Origin of the sequence: Acidovorax sp. IB03 (genome assembly GCF_016406015.1) — a bacterium.
Taxonomy (GTDB): Bacteria; Pseudomonadota; Gammaproteobacteria; order Burkholderiales; family Burkholderiaceae_C; genus Acidovorax; species Acidovorax temperans.
The window spans coordinates 1-20,026 of record NZ_JAEFCH010000053.1 but is presented as its reverse complement, the minus strand read 5'-3'; the positions used below and the strand labels follow the sequence as shown (position 1 = coordinate 20,026).

23 protein-coding genes and 1 pseudogene are annotated in these 20,026 nt (G+C 63.6%); 8 read left to right on the top strand and 16 right to left on the bottom strand.

Translation table 11 applies throughout. From position 1 onward, the window contains the following. Window positions 1–143 precede the first annotated feature (143 nt). Window positions 144–2,684 carry an ankyrin repeat domain-containing protein gene (locus tag IHV84_RS18970; RefSeq protein ID WP_198848017.1) on the top strand — a complete coding sequence of 847 codons (2,541 nt, stop codon included), beginning with the start codon at window positions 144–146 and terminating at the stop codon, window positions 2,682–2,684. Between the two features lie 136 nt (window positions 2,685–2,820). Here the strand turns inward: IHV84_RS18970 and tolA are convergent, their stop codons facing one another. The 11 genes from tolA to IHV84_RS18915 form a co-directional block, all read right to left on the bottom strand. Beyond that, window positions 2,821–3,858 (bottom strand): cell envelope integrity protein TolA, encoded by a 1,038-nt coding sequence (gene tolA, locus IHV84_RS18965; RefSeq protein WP_198848016.1) that lies wholly within the window; start codon window positions 3,856–3,858, stop codon window positions 2,821–2,823. A gap of 24 nt (window positions 3,859–3,882) precedes the next feature. Further along, window positions 3,883–4,305 carry a biopolymer transporter ExbD gene (locus tag IHV84_RS18960; RefSeq protein WP_198848015.1) on the bottom strand — a complete coding sequence of 141 codons (423 nt, stop codon included), beginning with the start codon at window positions 4,303–4,305 and terminating at the stop codon, window positions 3,883–3,885. A 9-nt stretch (window positions 4,306–4,314) separates the two neighbouring features. After that, on the bottom strand, window positions 4,315–5,019 hold the full coding sequence (tolQ, locus tag IHV84_RS18955; RefSeq protein WP_044397572.1) for a protein TolQ: 705 nt from the start codon (window positions 5,017–5,019) through the stop codon (window positions 4,315–4,317). Continuing rightward, complete coding sequence (ybgC, locus tag IHV84_RS18950) at window positions 5,016–5,432, bottom strand: tol-pal system-associated acyl-CoA thioesterase (RefSeq protein WP_066693542.1); 417 nt, start codon at window positions 5,430–5,432, stop codon at window positions 5,016–5,018. The genes tolQ and ybgC overlap by 4 nt, the downstream gene beginning before the upstream one ends. Before the next feature lie 19 nt (window positions 5,433–5,451). Beyond that, a complete protein-coding gene (locus IHV84_RS18945; protein WP_198848014.1) occupies window positions 5,452–6,636 on the bottom strand; it encodes a pyridoxal phosphate-dependent aminotransferase in 1,185 nt (394 codons plus the stop codon). A 125-nt stretch (window positions 6,637–6,761) separates the two neighbouring features. Next, on the bottom strand, window positions 6,762–7,328 hold the full coding sequence (gene nusB / locus IHV84_RS18940) for a transcription antitermination factor NusB (RefSeq protein ID WP_044397567.1): 567 nt from the start codon (window positions 7,326–7,328) through the stop codon (window positions 6,762–6,764). Next, window positions 7,325–7,789, bottom strand: coding sequence for a 6,7-dimethyl-8-ribityllumazine synthase (gene ribH / locus IHV84_RS18935; protein ID WP_198848013.1), 465 nt, complete (start codon window positions 7,787–7,789; stop codon window positions 7,325–7,327). The genes nusB and ribH overlap by 4 nt, the downstream gene beginning before the upstream one ends. 2 nt (window positions 7,790–7,791) lie before the next feature. Continuing rightward, on the bottom strand, window positions 7,792–8,913 hold the full coding sequence (ribBA, locus tag IHV84_RS18930; protein WP_198848012.1) for a bifunctional 3,4-dihydroxy-2-butanone-4-phosphate synthase/GTP cyclohydrolase II: 1,122 nt from the start codon (window positions 8,911–8,913) through the stop codon (window positions 7,792–7,794). Between the two features lie 296 nt (window positions 8,914–9,209). Next, on the bottom strand, window positions 9,210–9,500 hold the full coding sequence (locus IHV84_RS18925; protein WP_198848011.1) for a 2Fe-2S iron-sulfur cluster-binding protein: 291 nt from the start codon (window positions 9,498–9,500) through the stop codon (window positions 9,210–9,212). A gap of 61 nt (window positions 9,501–9,561) precedes the next feature. After that, window positions 9,562–10,188, bottom strand: a complete 627-nt coding sequence (locus IHV84_RS18920) for a DUF938 domain-containing protein (RefSeq protein ID WP_198848010.1) — start codon at window positions 10,186–10,188, stop codon at window positions 9,562–9,564. 400 nt (window positions 10,189–10,588) lie between these two features. Continuing rightward, window positions 10,589–10,819 (bottom strand): hypothetical protein, encoded by a 231-nt coding sequence (locus IHV84_RS18915; RefSeq protein WP_198848009.1) that lies wholly within the window; start codon window positions 10,817–10,819, stop codon window positions 10,589–10,591. On the opposite strand from IHV84_RS18915, the gene IHV84_RS18910 reads away from it, so the two are divergent. Together IHV84_RS18910 and gshA are read left to right on the top strand one after the other, a co-directional pair. After that, on the top strand, window positions 10,818–11,726 hold the full coding sequence (locus IHV84_RS18910) for an SDR family NAD(P)-dependent oxidoreductase (RefSeq protein ID WP_044397557.1): 909 nt from the start codon (window positions 10,818–10,820) through the stop codon (window positions 11,724–11,726). The two genes, IHV84_RS18915 and IHV84_RS18910, sit on opposite strands and share 2 nt — an antisense overlap. 177 nt (window positions 11,727–11,903) lie before the next feature. Beyond that, entirely contained in the window at window positions 11,904–13,427 is a 1,524-nt protein-coding gene (gene gshA, locus IHV84_RS18905; RefSeq protein WP_198848008.1) for a glutamate--cysteine ligase, read from the top strand. Between the two features lie 85 nt (window positions 13,428–13,512). Here gshA and IHV84_RS18900 read toward each other — a convergent pair whose 3' ends face one another. Together IHV84_RS18900 and IHV84_RS18895 are read right to left on the bottom strand one after the other, a co-directional pair. Further along, the gene (locus IHV84_RS18900) at window positions 13,513–13,686 is read right to left on the bottom strand and encodes an oxidoreductase-like domain-containing protein (protein ID WP_044397617.1); all 174 of its coding nucleotides are present in this window, start codon (window positions 13,684–13,686) and stop codon (window positions 13,513–13,515) included. Window positions 13,687–13,751: 65 nt separating this feature from the next. Continuing rightward, entirely contained in the window at window positions 13,752–13,946 is a 195-nt protein-coding gene (locus tag IHV84_RS18895; RefSeq protein WP_198848018.1) for a hypothetical protein, read from the bottom strand. A 186-nt stretch (window positions 13,947–14,132) separates the two neighbouring features. Between IHV84_RS18895 and ylqF the strand changes: the two genes are divergently transcribed. Continuing rightward, window positions 14,133–15,107 carry a ribosome biogenesis GTPase YlqF gene (gene ylqF, locus IHV84_RS18890; protein WP_198848007.1) on the top strand — a complete coding sequence of 325 codons (975 nt, stop codon included), beginning with the start codon at window positions 14,133–14,135 and terminating at the stop codon, window positions 15,105–15,107. Window positions 15,108–15,191: 84 nt separating this feature from the next. Here the strand turns inward: ylqF and IHV84_RS18885 are convergent, their stop codons facing one another. Together IHV84_RS18885 and IHV84_RS18880 are read right to left on the bottom strand one after the other, a co-directional pair. Then, a complete protein-coding gene (locus IHV84_RS18885; RefSeq protein WP_198848006.1) occupies window positions 15,192–16,460 on the bottom strand; it encodes a sensor domain-containing diguanylate cyclase in 1,269 nt (422 codons plus the stop codon). Window positions 16,461–16,604: 144 nt separating this feature from the next. Beyond that, window positions 16,605–17,861: a DEAD/DEAH box helicase gene (locus tag IHV84_RS18880; protein ID WP_198848005.1), complete on the bottom strand. Its 1,257-nt coding sequence runs from the start codon at window positions 17,859–17,861 to the stop codon at window positions 16,605–16,607. Between the two features lie 300 nt (window positions 17,862–18,161). Between IHV84_RS18880 and IHV84_RS18875 the strand changes: the two genes are divergently transcribed. The 4 genes from IHV84_RS18875 to IHV84_RS18860 all read left to right on the top strand — a co-directional run bounded on the left by IHV84_RS18875 (window position 18,162) and on the right by IHV84_RS18860 (window position 19,485). Continuing rightward, entirely contained in the window at window positions 18,162–18,620 is a 459-nt protein-coding gene (locus tag IHV84_RS18875) for a DUF2721 domain-containing protein (RefSeq protein WP_142084619.1), read from the top strand. Window positions 18,621–18,623: 3 nt separating this feature from the next. Then, window positions 18,624–18,995: a translation initiation factor Sui1 gene (locus IHV84_RS18870; RefSeq protein ID WP_198848004.1), complete on the top strand. Its 372-nt coding sequence runs from the start codon at window positions 18,624–18,626 to the stop codon at window positions 18,993–18,995. Between the two features lie 4 nt (window positions 18,996–18,999). Continuing rightward, on the top strand, window positions 19,000–19,227 hold the full coding sequence (locus tag IHV84_RS20540; protein ID WP_370541322.1) for a DUF3820 family protein: 228 nt from the start codon (window positions 19,000–19,002) through the stop codon (window positions 19,225–19,227). An 84-nt stretch (window positions 19,228–19,311) separates the two neighbouring features. Then, window positions 19,312–19,485: a LiaI-LiaF-like domain-containing protein gene (locus IHV84_RS18860; protein WP_170207419.1), complete on the top strand. Its 174-nt coding sequence runs from the start codon at window positions 19,312–19,314 to the stop codon at window positions 19,483–19,485. 91 nt (window positions 19,486–19,576) lie between these two features. Here IHV84_RS18860 and IHV84_RS18855 read toward each other — a convergent pair. Beyond that, window positions 19,577–19,816: pseudogene (locus IHV84_RS18855) on the bottom strand (globin); the annotation flags it as partial. Window positions 19,817–20,026 lie beyond the last annotated feature (210 nt).

The window sequence follows — 20,026 nt, the reverse complement described above, 5'->3', positions numbered from 1 at the left end:
GACCCAGTATCCCGTCAAAAAAATGCCGCTCAGACTTAACTGAGCGGCATTGCCCTTCGGGGCCGTTTTTTGTTGGGCGTTGTCACCAAATCGTCATGAATTCGTCACTATGCTAAAGGCCATAACAACAAAAAGGAGGAGCCATGGCAGAAGGAAGAACGGCAGTGGGGCGGGGCGTGTTGGTGGTGTTTTGTGCCGTGTTTGCGGTCCTCTTCACGGCCGTGGGTTACTGGGCCGGGCTGCGTCCCCTGGCCTCTACCTTGCAGGCTGCGTTGTCAGTCCAGTCGTGGCAGCCTGTGCCAGCGCAGGTGCTGGACGCCCAGATTCGCAAACATGCGGGCAGTGAGGGAGGCACCGCCTACCAGGTGCTGGTGCGCTATCGCTACGAAATCGCTGGCAAATCCTACGAAAGTCAGCGCGTGGGGTTGGCCCCCCAAGCGGGTGCCGACAACGTGGGTGATTGGCAGGAGCGATGGTTTCAGACGCTGCACCAGGCGCAGCAACAAGGGCGCCCCATCACGGTCTGGGTCAACCCCGCGCAGCCCTCTCAAGCCCTGGTAGACCCGTCCATCCGCTGGCGGTTGCAAATCTTTCGCTTGCCGTTTGCACTGGTCTTTACCGGGGTGGGCCTGGCCGCTGGCTGGATGCTGTGGCGGCTGTTGTCGGGCCGCGATGCAACGGCGCCAGAAGATTCACCGCCAAACCCGCTGACCAACAGCCACTGGGGCCTGTGGGCCTTCACGCTCTTCTGGTGCGGTATTTCTTTTCCCATGGCGGCGCTGTTCTGGAGCGACGCTCGCGCACCCTGGTGGGTCAAGGCGCTTCTGGGTGTTTTTGTAGCCATTGGCGTGGGCATGGCCTGGGCTGCTGTACATCAAACCCGCAAGGTGTGGCGCTACCGTGGGCTGGTCATGACGGGACTGCCGTCACGGCCCAGGGCTGGGCAGCCCGTTGAAGTGACGCTGGTGCTACCGCCCCGCGCAGCGCAGCACCCGGCTGCTGACCAATTCCAGCTGCGCGTGGCGCAATACCGTGTGGACGAAGCCAGTTCAGGCTCACCCGAGCGGCGCGTGCAGACCCTGGAGGCTGGCACGCGCCGCCTGGCACTGGGTGATGGGCATCTGCGCCTAGTGGCCCGGTTTTCCCTTCCAGACGATGCGCCCACGCATGGTGCCCAGCGCAGTGGCGAGCGTGTGGACTGGCGGTTGGAGCTGCTGGGGGCCGAGGGAAGTCTGGAGCTGGCTTATGACTTGCCCGTTCAAGCATCCACCGCGATAGGGGCACGGTTGGAGGTGGATCCGTACGCTCCTTCGGCAGCTTGGCAGGAGGAAATTCCTATTGGACCGGTTGACGCGGGGGAAGAGGGCGGCGCGGCTTCACCGGGCGCATCACGGCTGCCTGTCAATGTTCAGGTGCGCGAAGGGGCCGGTGGATGGAGTCTGCAGTTTGGGCAAACGCCTTGGCGCTGGTCTGCCGTGGTGGCTGCTGCCGCATTGGTGGGCGATGGGTGGATCCATGCCCGCCTGCAGCCCGGCGCGCTCGTGCTACCACAGAGCCTGTGGGGCATGTTGGCCTGGCTGGTGTTGCTGGTGTTGCTGGGGTGGCTGCTGCACGCTGCAACCCGGCGCTGGACTTTGAGCGTGCTGGACGATGGTCTGCTGGTGGCAAGAGGCTCGTGGCTCTGGTCGCAACGGATTCAGTTGCCCGGTGCTGCCAGCCAGTCCCTGGTCTACAAACTGTTTTTTACGAATGGCGCTGGCGCCGCGAAGCGAGACTACTACGCCGTGCATGCCAAAAATGCACAGGGTGAGTTGACCAGGCTCACCCCTGGTGTGCATGGCACGGGCACTGCGCGTGCCATAGGTCAAGCGATCGCGCGTGCTTGGAAGGACCGTCAAGGCCGCTTCACGCCAGGGTTGCAGCGGGCGGTGGCAACGGAGCATTCCCGGCCTGCGTGGGGCGGCTTGTTGGTCGCAGCGCTGGCGTGCGCATGGGTGATGGATGCCCGGGTTCTGGCCTGGAACCCCGCCCGGCACCAGCAGGCTGCCCGTGCTCCACAGGTGGAACGCATCTGGGCCCCCGCGGATGCCCAGCTCATCGACGCCCAGAACGCAGGAAATGCACGAGCCCTGGCGCAGGCGCTGCAGCAGGGCGCCAACCCCAATTTGCTGGCCGACAGTGGTTCTTCCATGCTCATGCTCGCGGCCCATCGCGGGCAGCAGGAGCATGTGGAACTGTTGCTCCAGGCTGGGGCGCAGGTGGATTTTCGACAGACGCAGAAAGACAGTGAGCGGGGTGACACCGCCTTGCTGCGGGCCTTCTATGGCGGCCACCTTGGCGTGGCGCAACGGCTGGTGCAGGCGGGTGCCAGCTTGCAGGCCCGCAACCGCTGGGACTGGGGCCCCGTGCACATGGCCGCGCAAAGCGGCTGTGTGCCTTGCCTGGCGTGGCTGCAAGGGCAGGGCCAGTCACTGGTGGAGCCTGCCCCGGCAAGCCGTGGCGAGACACCGGCCATGCTGGCGGCGGCCAAAGGGCGCCTGGCCGCTTTGGAGTGGTTGCAAGCGCAAGGCGTGGATTTGTGGAGCCGCGACGCGCACGGCAAAACGGCGCTGGACTGGGCCCAGTTTGGCAAACAGGCAGATGCCGTGCGCTGGCTGCGAGAGCGCCAGCCAGTGGCGCCTTGAGCTACAGGTTTGATGACATGCTATAAAAAATATAGCTGCTTGCGCTTGTCTGACAAGCGCTAGAGGTCGTTTTGTCTTGAAATCGCGGCCCACCTGGGTGGCTTGTGGTGGCAAGCCCCAGGCGCCACTCTCTCGTTCAATCCTGTGGCCTGAAGCCAATCTCCAGTGAGGAAGGTACACGCCCATCCACATCGCGTGGCAAGGTTTCCGTCTTTTCCAGGGCGCGCAACACGGCGTCGTCCCATGCCTTGTTGCCACTGGACTGGATTAGCTTTTTGCCGACGATGGTCCCGTCGGGCGCCGCACGCACTTCCACCACGGCCCGGGGGTTGCCCGAAATAGCATCGGGGTACACGAGGTTGGGCTTGACCTTGGCTGCCACCTTGCCGCCGTAGCTGCCTGAGGGGCCCGAGGTAACCTTGTCTTTGCCTGTGGCGTTTTCGCCGCCCGTGGCGCCCGCCAGGCCTTGCATGCGGCGCATGTTGGCGTCACGCAAGGCGGCCAGTTCCTTGGCTTCGGCTTCGGCCCGGCGCTTCGCGTCGGCTTCTGCCTTGCGTTTGGCTTCGGCTTCCGCCGTGGCCTTGCGCTTGGCTTCGGCCTCTTCGGCACGGCGCTTTTCTTCAGCCTGCTTCTTTTGCTCGGCGCGTTTTTGTGCTTCCTGCTTTTCCTTCAGCTCGCGCTCTTTTTCACGTTCCTTCTCGCGTTCTTTTTCTTTTTGCAGGCGCTCTTTTTTCTCGGCTTCCAGCTTCTCGCGGCGCTCACGTTCGCGCTTTTCTCGCTCCTGCTGTTCGGCGCGTTCACGCTTTTCCTGCTCCAGCCGCTTTTTCTCGCGCTCGATGGCAATGTCCGCTTCGCGGGTGTCAGGCTTTTCCTGAGCCCGTGGCGCAGGTGGGGGAGGCGGCGGCACCACGGCAGCGGGTGGCGGGGGCGGCTCTGCGGGCGTGGGAGGCGCAGGCGGTGGGGGCGGAGCCACGAGTGCGGGCGCGGCCTGCTGCGGAACCGCTGACCACAGCTCGGCTTCCACCGCTGGCTGGTCGGTCGTCGTGGTCCAGTTCACACCCATGGTCAGCGCCGCGATCAATGCGGCGTGTACCACAACGGCCATTGCCACCGCGCGCAGGCGGCCGGGCGTTGAGGGGGGAGAGAACTGGTCGCGTTCGTCGTGAGCGTGCATGGATGGCCTGGTGACGCTGCGGTATCAGCCGCCTTGCTTGACAGAAAGACCCACGCGCTGCACGCCGGCTTTTTGCAGGGCATCCATGGCTTTGACCACGGCTTCGTATTGCACGCCCTTGTCCGCGCTGATGATGACGGCGGTGTCCTTGCTCTGGTCTTTTTGCCAGCGCAGGGCAGCCTCACCCACTTCGCGCTGGGTGACGGTGCGCGTGACTTCAGGCGTCTTGAGCTGGAGCGAGCCGTCCTTGTTCACGATCACCTGTGCCACCACCTTGGGCACATTTTTGCCTTTGCCCACACTGGGCACATCGATCATGCCGGGCGTGAGCATGGGCGCCGTCACCATGAAGATGATGAGCAGCACCAGCATCACGTCGATGAAAGGCACCATGTTGATTTCATTGATGGTGCGACGGCCTCGGCCGCGGGACGCCATGGCGGGCATGCGGGCTCCTTAATGGCCAGAGGCCGATTGCGAAGGCTGTGCGCCCAGGTTGCGCTGCAGGATGTTGGAGAACTCTTCGATGAAGGTTTCGAGGTGCGTGGCCACGCGATCGATGTCACGCGCAAACCGGTTGTAGGCGATCACCGCAGGAATCGCCGAGAACAGGCCAATGGCAGTCGCTACCAGCGCTTCGGCAATGCCGGGAGCCACGGTGGCCAGAGTGATCTGTTCCATGCCTGCAAAGCCGGTGAAGGCATGCATGATGCCCCACACGGTGCCAAACAGGCCGACGTAAGGCGAGACAGAGCCGACCGATGCGAGGAACGACAGGCTGGACTCCACCACATCCATCTCGCGCTGGAAGCTCGCACGCATGGCGCGGCGGGCGCCGTCCAGCAGCGTGCCGGGGTCGGTGATGCGGCGCTCGCGCAGCTTTTGGTATTCGCGCATGCCGCTGGCAAAAATTCGCTCCATCGGGCCTGCGTTCTTGGCATTCTGTGCTGCGCTGGCAAACAGGTCATTCAGGCTGGTGCCCGACCAGAACTCGCGCTCAAAATCCTCGTTGAGTGACTTCACCCGCTTGAGTGCAAACAGCTTGCGGAAGATGGCCGCCCAGCTGGCGATGGAGACGCTGAGCAGCAGCAACATCACCAGCTGCACCACCCAGCTGGCCTGCAGCACCAGGTTCAAGATGGACATGTTTTGAGGGGTCATGAAAGTTGTTCCAGAAGGGTGCTCGGTATTCTTGCGGGCCGCATCGTTGCAGCATCCACCCAGCCAATGCGGATGGTGCCTTCGGTCAGCAACGTGGGCTTGTCTTCGGTCATGTGCTCTGGTTTCAGGAGCGCTTGCTGCGTGATTGTCAGGGATGCGCGGCCCTTGTCGAGCAGGCTGGCGGTAACAATCAGTTCGTCGTCCAGCCTGGCGGGCCGCAGGTAACGCAACTGCGCGTCGGTTACGACAAACATGCCGCCGGTTTGTTCCCGCAAATTGTGCTGGCCAACGCCCAATGAGCGCAGCCATTCGGTGCGCGCGCGCTCAAAGAACTTCAGGTAGTTGGCATAGAACACGATGCCGCCGGCATCGGTGTCCTCCCAGTACACGCGGATCGGGAATTCAAAAGCCATGCTGTTCCCTCAATGCCGCTCAGGCCAGCAGCTTGCGCAGTCGCGCTACGGATTCCTGCAATTGCTCCATGGAGTTGGCCGTGGAGAAGCGCACAAACCGTTCGGGCTCAAAGCTGCCAAAGTCACGGCCTGGTGTGATGGCCACATGGGCGCGGCGCATCACCTCCAGGGCAAAGTCCCAGCTGCCTTGCACGCCCAGGCGCTGGGCTGCGTCGGTGCAGTCGGCCCAGGCGTAGAAGGCGCCATCCGGCATCACGGGTACGTTCAGCCCCAGCGACTGCAAGGCCGGGATGAAGTAATCGCGGCGCGCCTTGAACTCGGCGCGGCGGCGTTCGTATTCGGCAATGCTCTCGGCTTCAAAGCAGGCGAGGGCGGCCTGTTGCGACACGGTGCTGGCGCAGATGAAAAGGTTTTGTGCCAGCCGCTCCACCACGGGCACCATGGCATCGGGCACCACCATCCAGCCCAGGCGCCAGCCGGTCATGTTGAAGTACTTGCTGAAGCTGTTGATGCTGATGATGTGCTCATCGATGGCCAGGGCGGTGTGGCCAAACTCTTCCTCGTACGACAAGCCCAGGTAGATCTCGTCGATCATGGTCACGCCGCCACGCGACTGCACCACCTCGTGAATGCGGCGCAGTTCGGCGGGGGCAATCGATGTGCCGGTGGGGTTAGAGGGCGATGCCAGCAGCACGCCCCGTGTCTTGTCCGTCCACGCGGCTTGCACCTTGTCGCTGCTCAGCTGGTAGCGCTCGGCTGCCGTGGTGGGCACCAGCACGGCCCGGCCTTCGGCAGCGCTCACGAAGTGGCGGTTGCAGGGGTAGCTCGGGTCGGGCATCAGGATTTCGTCGCCACGCTCAATCAGCGCCAGGCAGGCCAGGTGCAATGCGGCAGATGCGCCAGCCGTAACCACAATGCGCCGTGCCGGAACGTCCACCCCGAAGCGGCTTTGGTACCAGCCGCTGATGCGTTCGCGCAGTGCATCCAGGCCCAGGGCGTTGGTGTATTGGGTGGCCCCGTCGCGCACCGCCTTGGCTGCAGCTTCCTGCACCAGCGGCGGGGCGGTGAAGTCCGGCTCGCCGATGTTCAGAAAGATCATGGGCTCGCTGGTGCCCGCCACCTCGCGTGCCATGGCCTGGGCGGCCTTGGCCACTTCCATGACATAAAACGGATCAATGCGCTCTGCGCGGCTGGAGAATTTCATGCTCGGGAATCCTGCGGCCCGCGAGGCTGCGGGCATGGCTCAAAAGAGAAAGACTGCGCCGGAGGCGCGGCCTCTGGCTGGCCGGTGCAGCACCCATCGACAGATAGGCGCAGCACGGGAAGGGCTCAGGCCCCTTCGCCTTCGGCGGCTGCGGCTTCGGGGCCGGGCTTGCCAGCCGCTTTGTCGGCAGCGACTTCGTTGGCACGCAAGCGGGGGGCCAGGCCGTTGAGCACGGCATTCACGTACTTGTGGCCGTCGGTGCCACCAAACTCCTTGGCCAGCTCAATGCATTCATTGAGCACCACGCGCCAGGGCACGTCCATGCAGTGCATGAACTCGTACACGCCGATCCACATGGAGGCGCGTTCGATGGGCGAGATCTCGCCCAGCTTGCGGTCCAGCAGCGGCGTGATCAGGGCGTCCAGATCATCAGCGGTGTTGATGCAACCATGCAGCACGGCGTTGTAGTGCGCCGCGTCGGCCTTGTGAAAGCCTGCAAGGTCACGCGTGAAGGAGTCGATGGCAGCCGCGTCGTTGCGGCCCACGATGTGCTGGTACAGCGCCTGCAGCGCAAATTCGCGCGCACGGCTGCGGTTGGATTTGGACGCCGCCTTGCGCGTGCCGTTGGCCTTGAGGCCGGTGCGCGATTGCTTGGGTGGGCGCGTTTTGGACGATGGGGTGGTTTCGGTCATGACAATTCGTCCAGCAGGTTGGCCATCTCTACTGCCACACGGGCTGCATCGGTGCCCTTGTCGCTTTGGCGGGCAATGGCTTGCTCCATGTTTTCGGTGGTGATGATCGCGTTGGCGATGGGGATCTGGTAGTCGAGCGAGAGTCGCGTCACGCCCGCGCCCGACTCATTGGCCACCAGCTCAAAGTGATAGGTCTCGCCGCGGATGATGCAGCCCAGTGCGATGAGGGCATCAAAGCTGTCGCTCTCGGCCATGGCTTGCAGCGCCACGGGCACTTCCAGCGCGCCGGGCACTTTCACGTGGGTGATGTTCTTTTCCTGCACGCCCAGTGCCTTCAGCTCTGCCAGGCAGGCAGCGGCCAGGGTGTTGGTGATGCTTTCATTGAAGCGGGCCTGCACGATACCGATGTGCAACTTCTTGCCGTCCAGCTTGTCCGCTGTGCCTTTTTCTGCGCCAAACATGTTTATTCCTTGGGGATGAAGCCGGTGATTTCGAGGCCGTAGCCGGCCATGCTGGGCATGCGGCGGGGCTGGCCCATGAGTGCCATTTTTTGCACGCCGCAGTCGCGCAGAATCTGCGCGCCCACGCCGTAGGTGCGCAGGTCCATGCGGCCGCGCTCGGGTGCCTGGGATGCGCGGGCCGTGCCTTCAAACTGCGCCAGCAATTGCTGCGCGGTTTCGCCGCAGTTCAGCAGCACCGCCACGCCCTTGCCCTGCTTGGCCAGGTACTGCAGGCTGGTGTCCAGACCCCAGGAATGCATGGAGCGGTTGACTTCCAGCGCGTCAAACACCGACAGGGGTTCGTGCACGCGCACGGGCACCACTTCGTCGGCCGTCCATTCGCCCTTGACCAGGGCCAGGTGCACGGCCTGGCTGGGCTTGTCGCGGAAGGCGTGGGCGGTGAAGGTGCCGTATGCCGTGGTCAGCGGGCGGCTGCCCACTTTTTCCACGAGCGATTCATTGCGGCTGCGGTATTGGATGAGATCGGCAATGGTGCCAATCTTCAGGCCATGCTCTGCGGCAAACAGCTGCAGGTCGGGCAGGCGGGCCATGGTGCCGTCGTCCTTCATGATCTCGCAGATCACCGACGACGGGCTGCAGCCCGCCATGGCGGCCAGATCGCACCCGGCTTCCGTGTGCCCGGCGCGCATCAGCACGCCACCATCCACGGCCTGCAGCGGGAAGATGTGGCCTGGCTGCACCAGGTCGGAAGGCTGGCTCTTGCGGTCCACCGCCACTTGCACGGTGCGGGCGCGGTCGGCAGCAGAGATGCCGGTGGTCACGCCTTCGGCTGCTTCGATAGACACGGTGAATGCGGTGCTGTACACCGTGCCATTGCGCGCTGCCATGGGGGGCAGCTTCAGGAACTCGCAACGCTCGCGGGTCAGCGTCAGGCAGATCAGGCCGCGGCCAAAGCGGGCCATGAAGTTGATGGCTTCTGGGGTGACGTGGTCGGCGGCGAGCACCAGGTCGCCTTCGTTTTCACGGTCTTCTTCGTCCACCAGGATGACGATGCGCCCAGCGCGCATGTCGGCCACGATGTCTTCGACGGGCGAGATGGACACAGGGGTGAGGGGGGTGTTCATGGGAGAGGGCTTTCGTTAGGGCCACAGCGGGGTTGTGCAGCGCGAAACCACACGCCCTCATGGGCCGCACAACCGCAAAGGGTCGCTTGGCCATCCAAAGAACATGTTGTGCGGCGCTGCCGCAGCGCAAGGGGCCAAGCGTGCAGCCTCTTGCAAAGCTGAGTATTTTAGTTCAGCCGGGGCCGCGCTTTGGTGCGCCGGATCAATGGCCTCTGTCATGGCTGGCAAAAAAACGGCGTTGCCATGGGCGGCTGCAGAGCTTGCGGCTGAGTCGGCCTTTTGTGCCAGCCCTTGGGTCAGATCGCGCTGCCCTGCAGCACCACATCCGACTCGGGGTAAGCCACGCAGGGCAGCACGCAGCCTTCGGCTTTTTCTTCTGGACTGAGCCCCGGCCATTCGATGTCATAGCGCACGCTTCCTTCGACCAAATGGCCGATGCAGGTGCGGCAGGTGCCGTTGCGGCAGGAGCTGGGCCAGTCAATGCCGCCTTGCTCCATCGAGGTCAGCAGCGGTTGTGCGGGCCAGGCATCGCACTGGGTGCCGTCGGGCTCGATGCGGGCGATGAAAAAGGGGGCAGCTTGGGTCATGGTGGTTGGGGCCGAAGTGAGCGGTGGGCGGAAGGAGTGAGTGGCAGAGGGAATGATCAGGTCAACGCGAGCGCCGCCACACCAGCAGCAGGTTATTGGCAGGCATGGTGTGGCGCTCGCTCAAATGCAGGCCGACTGACTCTGCTTGCTGGGCAACGTCTTCCAGCGCGCGCAGGCCCCATTGGCTGTTTTGGGCGCGCAGGCTGGCGTCAAAGGCCAGATTGCCTGGGGAGGTGGGAATGCCCTGTTCCAGATAGGGGCCGTAGGTCACCAGCATTCCGTCGGTGGCCAGGTAGCGGGCGGCGCCGCGCATCAGTGCCACGCAGCACTCCCAGGGCGCAATGTGGATCATGTTGGCGCAGTAAATCAGGTCGAACGGCGTGGAGAAGGGCTCGCCCTCGCTAGGCCATTGCGCTTGGGTTACATCCAGCCGCAGCGGCGGCAATACCTGCTGCGCACCGCTGTGCGTGCACCAGCCGGAGATCGACGCGAACAGATCGTCTTGCCAGTCGGTGGGCTGCCAGCGCCATCCGGGCAGGGCGGCACCAAAGTGCGCTGCGTGCTGCCCTGTGCCACTGGCAATCTCCAGGGCGTTGCCACGGGGGGCGAGCAGCGCTTGCAGCGCCGCGAGGATGGGGCCTTGGTTGCGCTCAGCGGCGGGGCTGTGGGCCCATGGCGGTGTTTGCATAAAAAAAGGGGGTTAGCGCTTCACAGTCAAGCGCAAGATGCTATCAAAAATAGAGCGCCACAGTGTTGCCTGGTTTTTTCCGGGCCGGCAGCCCATGTGCCAATTTGCTTAAAAAATGTGCAGCGGATAGGCGGCCCTTGTAAATCAATGACTTGCGACGCTCATACAGCACTTGTTCAGAGTTATCCACAATTTTGTCCAAAAAAGAACGGGATAACCGCTGAAAACTGGCGTGTCAGCACCGGGTGGTAGGTTTGCTTAATTTTTCAGCATTTCGTTGAAAGTCTTTGAAAATCAAAGGGTTGCATCGCTCATACAAGACTTGTCAAAACTTATGCACAGGCTTGTTCAGCGTGAACAGGGAAAACTGAGCGTCTGAGCGGTTTGCGTTGATGAAAAATTAAGCAGCACAAGTGGCTTCTTGATAAATCAACCACTTAGCAGTCTCATACAAGACTTTTCCCCACTTATCCACATGCTTGTCCAGTGCTGTCAGGGATAACCCGTGCACGGCCTTCTGTCCCCTTCGCAACGATGCCGCGGCGGGCGTTGCCGTACAGTGCTGCCAGCAGTTTTTGTCCTGACATTCATCCCATTCCCCCCCTTTTTTTGATACGGAGAGTTTTTCCATGGCAGACATCGAATTCAAAGGCCGCGTAGCCATCGTCACGGGCGCAGGTGGCGGCCTGGGGCGTCAACATGCGTTGGCCCTGGCGGCCCGCGGCGCCAAGGTGCTGGTCAATGACCTGGGCGGTGCTGTGGATGGCAGCGGTGGTACAGCAGGCGCGGCGCAAAAGGTGGTGGATGAGATTCGTGCTGCGGGCGGCGAGGCCCTGGCCAACGCAGCCTCGGTGACCGACTTTGCAGCGGTCGAAGCCATGGTGCAGCAAGCCATCGACGCCTGGGGGCGCGTGGACGTGCTGGTCAACAACGCCGGCATTCTGCGCGACAAGAGCTTTGCCAAGATGAACATGGACGACTTCCGCCTGGTGGTGGATGTGCACCTGATGGGCGCAGCCTACTGCTGCAAGGCGGTGTGGCCGCACATGGTGGCCCAGCAATACGGGCGCATCGTGATGACCACATCGTCCACCGGTCTGTATGGCAACTTTGGTCAGAGCAACTATGGCGCTGCCAAGCTGGCCCAGGTGGGGTTGATGCAGACCCTGGCCCTGGAAGGCGCCAAGCACAACATCCATGTCAATGCCCTGGCCCCCACGGCCGCCACGCGCATGACTGAAGGGCTGATGCCCCAGGAAGTGCTGGATGCCCTCAAGCCCGAGGCCGTAGTGCCTGCCATGCTGGTGCTGGCGCACGAGTCCGCGCCCACCCGCACCATCCTGTGCGCCGGGGCTGGCACGTTTGAGGCGGCCCACATCACGCTCACGCAGGGCGTGCACCTGGGCATTGGCTCTGAAGTGCCGGAGCAGCTCGCAGCCCGCCTGGCCGAAGTCACGAATCGCGCGGGGGAACAGGTGCCGCAAAGCGGCGCGGCCCAGGGCACCAACGAGGTGGCCAAGGCGATGGCCGCCCGCTGAGTGCTGGCGGGGGGCGAAGGGGTGGGGCTGCGAGCAGCCTCCAACCACAGCCTTCCGATGCGCGTGCGGGGCGGCGTTTTCAGCCGTTTTGCGACAAGGACTTGAGCAGGGTTCGGGCGCAGGGGGCCGGGCCGTGCTAAGTTCCAGGCCAATGAGAAGATGGACCGGTATTACCTTATGAGCAAACTGCAGGACAAACTGAACGCCCTCCCCACCGATTCCCTGCGCGGCATTCGCCGTGGTGTGGAAAAAGAGGGGCTGCGCGTGCAGCCCACCGGAGGACTGGCGCTCACCCCCCATCCCAAGGCCCTGGGCTCTGCACTTACCCACCCGCTGATCACCACCGACTACAGCGAATCCCAACTGGAACTCATCACCGGCGCGCACCTGGGCGTGCAGCAGTGCATGGATGAGTTGACCGAGGTGCACCAGTTTGTGCACCGCACCCTGAAGGACAGCGGTGGCGAGCTGCTGTGGGCGTCGAGCATGCCGTGCGGGCTGCCCACGGACGAGACCATTCCGCTGGCCCGCTATGGCGGCTCCAATGTGGGCCGGGCCAAGAGCGTGTACCGCATGGGCTTGGGCCACCGCTATGGCCGGCGCATGCAGACCATTTCGGGCATTCACTACAACTGGTCGCTGCCCGGCGTGAGCAGCGAGCAATATTTCTCGCTCATCCGCAACTTCCGTCGCCATGCGTTTGTGCTGCTGTACCTGTTTGGCGCATCACCTGCGCTGTGCCCTTGCTTTGTGCAAGGGCGTGAGCACCGCTTGCAACGCCTGAGCGACAGCGCCTTGTACCTGCCACACGCCACATCACTGCGTATGGGGCGGCTGGGCTACCAGAGCGATGCCCAGGCCACCCTGGCCGTGAGCTACAACGGCCTGCAAGGCTATGCCAACTCGCTGCACGAGGCGCTGACCAAGCCTTACCCCGCCTACGAACAGGTGGGCGTGCGCAATCCGGGCGGCGACTACAACCAACTGGGCACCAGCCTGCTGCAGATCGAAAACGAGTTCTACGGCACCATCCGCCCCAAGCGCACGGTGCGCACGGGCGAGCGCCCCTTGCACGCCTTGCGTGAGCGCGGGGTGGAATACGTGGAAGTGCGGTTGATGGACATCGACCCCTTCGTTCCCGTTGGCATCACAGCGCCCACCATGCGTCTGCTGGATGTGTTTTTGCTGCACTGCCTGCTGTCAGACAGCCCGCCGGACACCCCTGAAGAGATCGCGGAACTCAAGCAGAACCAGCACCTCACGGCCGAGCGTGGCCGCGAGCCCGGCCTGCTGCTGCAGCGCCAGGGCCAGGCTGTGGCCTTGACCCAATGGGGTGACGAAGTGCTGGCGGCGTGCGAACCCCTGGCGGCCGCGCTGGACGCCACCCACGGCTGCACCGACTACAGCGCCGCCTTGCGCGAGGCCCGCGCGCTGATGCAGGCGCCCGAGCGCACCCCCTCTGCCCGGGTGCTGGACACCATGGTGCGCGAACATGCCAGCAGCTTTGAAAGCTTCGCCTTCCACCAGTCAGAACTGGCCCGCGACACCTTGCTGAACTTGCCCTGGACAGCAGAGCAGCAGGCCCGCTACCTGGCCATGAGCGAAGAGTCCATTGCCGCCCAGAAGGCCATTGAAGCTGCAGACACCCTGCCGTTTGAGGCATGGCGCGAGCAGTACATGGCGGTGGAGGGGCTGGGTTGATTTGCCGGGGCTGACCGGTGTGATGTTGGATTGCTATTGAAATGTGAGCTGATGGCGCTTGCTGTGTAAGCGCTGCAGCCCATTTTTATTCATAACCCAGCACTAGCAGCGCTTCCTGCCGCCAGTACTCTGCAGCGTCTGCAAAGCCTTCCCACACGCAGCCGTTGCAGCCCCGCCCACAGCAGGTGGTGGGCTCGGCCGGTGGTGGTCGCAACGCCAGACCCTGTGCCAGCGCGTGGGTCTGCAGCGCGGCAAACATGGCGCGTGCGCTGGGCCCGTCCGTTGCGCGGGTCGCAGCCACGGCAGGCAGGGCAGGCCGCGTGCTCACTGGCGGTGCGCCCCGGCACGCACCCGGCGTACCACATACTGAACGATGAACGCCCCACCCAGCACCAGCGCAAACCAGCCCACGGCGGCCACCTGGCCCATCAGCTCGCGCACATCGCCCGAGCGGGCAATGTAGGGTGCCAGCACAATCACCAGCCCGATGAGCGCGCAGGTCACGCCTTTGAACAGCAGTTCCTTGTCGGCCTTGCTGGGCTGTTGGGGGTTGGGGGGGCGTGGGTTTGCGTGGTGGCATGGGCGTCTGAAAAAGGCGGCGTGCCGGTTTGTCCGGCTGCCGCAATAGAAATGGTGGCGCAGGAAAGCGCAGCGCGATTATCCTTGCCGCCTCTGTCTGAACTGAACGAACAAGAAAGATCCCGCATGTCCATCCAGTGGTTCCCCGGTCACATGCACCTGACCAAAAAAGCCATCTCCGAGCGCATCAAGGACATTGACGTGGTGATCGAGGTGCTGGATGCGCGCCTGCCCGGCTCCAGCGCCAACCCGCTGCTGGCCGAAATGACCGACCACAAGCCCAAGCTCAAGGTGCTGAACAAGCAGGACGTGGCCGACCCCGAGCGCACCGCCCTTTGGCTGGACTGGTACAACGCCCAGAGCGAAACCCGTGCCGTGCCGCTGGATGCGTCTGACCCAGCCCCGGCGCGCAAGCTCATCGATGCCTGCCACCTGCTGGCACCCAACCGGGGCGGCATGGCCAAGCCCATGCGGGTGCTGATCTGCGGCGTGCCCAACGTGGGCAAGTCCACGCTGATCAACACGCTTAGCAACAAGCGCCAGGCCAAGACGGGTGACGAGGCGGGCATCACCAAGCTGGAGCAGCGCATCACACTGGCCGATGACTTCTACCTGTGGGACACCCCCGGCATGCTCTGGCCCCGCATCATCGTGCCCGAAAGCGGCTACAACCTGGCCGCCAGCGGTGCCGTAGGGCGCAATGCCTACGACGAAGAACTGGTGGCGCTGGAGCTGCTGCGCCGCCTGCAAGAGCACTACGCGCCGTTGCTGGAAGCGCGCTACAAACTGGGCCTGCCACCCGGCGCCATGGCTGATATGCAGGACGATGAGCTGCTGGAAGCCATTGGCCGCAAGCGTGGCGCCATGATGAGCGGTGGGCGGGTGAACCTGCAAAAAACCGCCGAGATCGTGATGACCGACTTCCGCACCGCCACGCTGGGCCGCATCACGCTGGAAACCCCTGAGCAATTCGAGCGCTGGCTGGCTGAAGGCTTGGCCAAGGATGCCGAGCGCGCTGCCAAAAAAGAGGCTCGGCTCAAGTCCCGTGGCAAGGGTTCAGGCAAGCGCGAACCAGGATCGGGCGACCCAGGGGCGCAATAACCTTCACCTGGTGCGTGGCTGTGTCCACGCACTGAAGTGCCAAGGGTTCGCGGCCATCGGCCCGACCTTGCCTTGGTCTGGTTCTTACTTGGGTGAGCCGTCCACCGGCGCTATGGCAATCTGGTTGCGGCCCCGGTTCTTGGCGAGGTACAGCGCCTGGTCGGCGCGGTCCAAAACGTCCCGCAAACTGCGGTCGTGGGGGCTGATGGTGCCTACCCCTACGCTGACTGTGATGCGGTAGGGGCGGCCTGTCTCATCGGTCAGTGGCGTGCAGGCAACCCCGTGCATGATGCGGGTCGCAATCTCGATGGCTTGATCGTGCGCCGTCAGGGGCAGCAGCACACAGAATTCTTCACCGCCCAAGCGGCCCACCACGTCCGTGGCCCGGAGCTGGGCTTTGACCACATGGGCAAACTCCGCCAGCGCCCGGTCACCCTCCAGGTGGCCCAATTCGTCGTTGATGGTTTTGAAATGGTCCAGGTCCAGCATGAGCAGGGCAAACGGCGCGCCCTCAGCGTGCGCCTGCTCGTAGACCTGGGTGGCTGCTTCCAGAAAAGCCCTGCGGTTGGCCATGCCGGTGAGCATGTCGGTGGTGGCCAGCCGGTGCAGCTCGCGCTCCAGATTTTTGCGCTGGGTCACGTCGCGGTAGATGCCCTCCACGCCCGCAAAATTGCCGGCTTGGTCGTACAGGGCGTGGCTGCTGATGGAGATGTCGATCACCGAGCCATCCCGCCGCACCATCTGCCCCGGAAAGTCCGACACCTCACCTGTTTGCTGGATGGCCGCCTTGAAGGCGTCGCGGTCTTTGCTTTGCGGGTAGTACGACTCGGCCGTGCGGCCCTCGATCTCGTGGGGCTCGTAACCCAGCACGCGCCGCACACCAGGCCCCACATGCTGGACGACGCCGTTGGCGTCCGTGCGGTAGTACACGTCCTGCATGTTTTCAAAAAGACGGCGAAAGTTCTGCTCACTCTCGCGCAGCTGGGCCTGGATTTCACTTTGGTGGGTCATGTCCAGCCCGCACACCAGCACGGCGGGCTTGCCATGCCACTCCACGGCGACGCTGGAGATCAGCACCATGCGCAAATGGCCTTTGGCCGTGCAGATGCGAAATTCGGAGGACTTGTTGGGGCGCCCCTCCTGGTCAGGGTCAGCCACTTGCTGGATGCGTTGGGTGGAGCGGATCTGGTCCACCAGGTGCACGAATTCGCCAGACTGCCGCCCGATCAGGCATCCGGCGCTTTCCACTTCAAGCAATGCCACCGCGGCCGCGTTCGCGTACTGGATGGCTCCGTCCTGGGTGATCAGCACAGCCCCAGGCAGCGCGTGCAGCAGATCTAGTGGGTCAGACATGGGTGGGCTTGCCGGAATAGTCGGTGCATTGTGGCACCCGCCACGACCCGCTCGCACACATTTTTTTGCAAACTGTCACGCATGTGCCAAGCCCAGGCGCTGCCGCGTTGCGGCCTGGAGCCTGTCGCTGACGCGCTGGTGGCGTCAGTCTTTGGAGTCGGCCTGGGCGCTGGCGGCCAGGGCTGCCGCAGCGCGCAGCTTGTCTTTCTTGCTGGGGCGTTTGCCCTTGATGCCGCCGGTGCCGGGTGGCTGCTTGTTCACGGCCACGGCCGTGGGCTCAAAGCCCGCCACGATTTCACGCGCCAGCCGCTGGTTCTGCCGCTTCTCGATCAACTGAAAATGTGCTTCGGCTTCCGGGGTGATGAAGCTCACGGCCACACCACTCTGCCCTGCACGACCGGTGCGGCCGATGCGGTGGGTGTAGTCGGCCGCAGAGCGGGGAAGGTCGTAATTCACCACGGCGGGTAACTGGGCAATATCAATCCCGCGTGCGGCCAGATCGGTGGTCACCACCACCTGCCAGCGTTCATCCTTGAACTCCTGCAAGACTTGGGCGCGCGAGCCCTGGCTGAGCCCTCCGTGAAACGGCGATGCGTAGATGCCTGCTTTGTAGAGCTTTTCTGCGACGTGATCTGCGGCGTATTGGGTGGCCACGAAAACCAGCACCCTGGACCACTGGTGCTGCTCGATCAAGTGCTTGAGCAACTGGGTGCGCCTGGGGGCATCCACCACGATGGCGCGTTGGGCAATATCGGGTTGGGTTTGCTCGGTGGCGGCAATCTCGATGCGCACGGGGTCGCGCAGCAGGCTTCCCGCCAGCGCTTCCACCTCTTGGGGGAAGGTGGCCGAGAAAAACAGGTTCTGGCGGCGCTGCGGCAGCAGTTGCAGCACGGCTTGCAACTCTTCGGAAAAACCCAGATCCAGCAGGCGATCGGCCTCATCCAGCACCAGGTGTTGGACCTGGCCCAGCCGCAGTGCGTTGTTCTGCACCAGATCCAGCAGCCGGCCAGGCGTTGCCACGACCACATCTGCGCCCCCGCGCAGGCGCATCATCTGCGGGTTGATGGAGACTCCCCCGTACAGCACGGCCACCCTGGTGCGGGTGGGCAGGGCCAACGCGAACTGGCTGAATACCTCGCCCACCTGGGATGCCAGCTCGCGCGTGGGCACCAGCACCAGAACGCTGGGGTCCCTTTGCTGGGGGGCGCTTTGCAAGGCCTGGAGCAAGGGCAGGGCAAAGGCAGCGGTTTTCCCGGAGCCGGTCTGGGCACAGGCCAAGACATCGCGTCCTTCCAGCACCGATGGAATGGACGCTGCCTGCACAGGCGTGGGCGCAGTGAAACCACTGGCCACAGCGGCCTGGGCAAGTGCTGGGGATAGACCGAGGGAGGCAAAGGGCATGGGTTGGAGTCTGGCGAGGCAAATAAAGCGCGAAACACGGTGTGTGCGGGAGCACCTGCGCCCCTGAACCGTTGGCAGGTCGTGATGCCCAGACCCGTCGCGCAACGGGCATGGCATTTCGCGGTGCAGGGATCGCCTGATTGTCGGGCACTTCGCGCCAGGCGGCACAGGCCTGTGGAAAAGTTTGTTTCTCTCGTACTTCAGCGGCAGGGGGTGGGTGCCCTGTCTGGAGCCACGGGAACACACCGATAATCGCTTCCCCGCGCTTTTGCAGCGTTGATTTCTTACCGGTAGCCGACCATGAGCATTGCCCCCGAACCCAGCACCATCACCCACGGCATCCAGCTGGCCGTGGCCCCGGTTTTCTTGTTGACCGCCGTGGCCGGCATGATTGGCGCGGTGGCTGGGCGGCTGGCGCGCATCATTGACCGTGCACGCGTGGTGGAAGACAGGGCCCGCAATTCCAGCGATGCCGAACACCACGACCACGCCATGCTGGAGTTGGGCTACCTGCGCACCCGTGGGCGCTTGGCCAATGCCTGCATCGGGTTGCTGACGCTGTGCGGCTTCTTGATTGGCGTGACCATCGTTTTGCTGTTTCTGGGCGAAACCATGGATTTCCGGGGGCACAGCTGGGCGGTGGCCAGCTTTCTGTCGGGCGTGATCTCCTTCCTGGCCGCATTGGTGCTGTTTTTCACCGAGACGGTGATGGCCACCCGCCTGCTCAATTTCCAGCTACTGAACGCGAGAGGGAAGTGAGCCATGGCCTCGTTGCGCGACCTTCAAAGCCTGGGTGGGCTGGTGTATTCCACCGACCATGGCCGCATGTGCCCTGCCTGCAGCAAGCCACAGGCGCAGTGCGTCTGCAAGCAAATCAAGCCAGTGCCCACGGGCGACGGCATCGTGCGCGTATCGCGTGAAACCAAAGGCCGTGGGGGCAAGGCTGTCACCTTGGTCAAAGGCGTTCTGGTGGATTCAGACCAACTGGAGCAGCTGGGCAAGCAGCTCAAAACCGCTTGTGGTACCGGTGGCACCGTCAAGGACGGGGTGATCGAGGTGCAAGGCGACCATGTCGAAAAGGTCATGGCCGCGCTGCAGAAGCTGGGTTACAAGGTCAAGCGTGCAGGGGGCTGAAGGCGTGAACATTCCTGGGCTAGACCCGGCCGCGTTGCAGCGCCTGGTCACGGTGCAAATGCCCTATGGCAAGCACAAAGGCTGTGTGTTGGCAGACTTGCCCGGCAACTATCTGAACTGGTTTGCCCGAGAAGGCTTTCCGAACAACGAGCTGGGCCGTTTGCTGGCGCTGATGCACGAAATCGACCACAACGGTTTGACCGAGCTTTTGACGCCGCTGCGGCGGCGGTAGCCCTGCCTCACGCCGCATCGCGGATGCGTGGGAAGCCCGGCACCATAATGGCGGCCAATCAACTCATAAAAAATGGGAGTGCAGATGAAGGGCAACGTCGCAGCCATCGTGCTGATTGTTCTGGGCGTATTTTTTCTGTTGACCAATCTGGGGCTCATCAGCATCAGCTTGCGCGAACTGCTTCGCGTCTGGTGGCCTGTCGCGTTGATCGCCGTCGGCGTGGCACTTTTCTTCACCCCCGGGGGCAAGGGGCGGTAAGACAAAAGCCTGCGCTTGCGGCGCAGGCTTGTTGAAAGTCAGCGGGGGTTCCAGTCACCACCCCCGTGGTTGGTGAATGGGCGCGAAGCGCTCAAACTCCTTGGGGGTGGGCTTCTTGGCGCGGTGTGGCAAAGCCGGGCAGCTCTCCAAAATACCCTCGGAAGAGATTGCGGGCCACCCCATGCGCTGCGGCCTGCAGCCCGTGTGCCACTTCCGGAGCAAACAGCCGGGCCGTGTGCTCGTTCCACAAACGCACCCAGGCCGCAAAGTGGGCGGGCGTGATGCCTTGCAGCTGCATGTGCTTGCCCAGCACATTGCCTTTAAGGCTACGCTGAACAAGCCGTCGAAAATTTCCGCGCAAACCTGGATGACGCAGTTTTTTGGACTTTTATGCCTCTCGCGCGGCCCATTTGGGCAGTTCGCGGGGCGCTGAGGCCCGATTTCCGCCCTTACGGGCGCACCTGTCCCAACAGATGACTGCGGCACAGGTAAATGTTGGCCAGCGCCAAGGCCGTGAACGCCCGCGTGGCGTTCTTCTGAA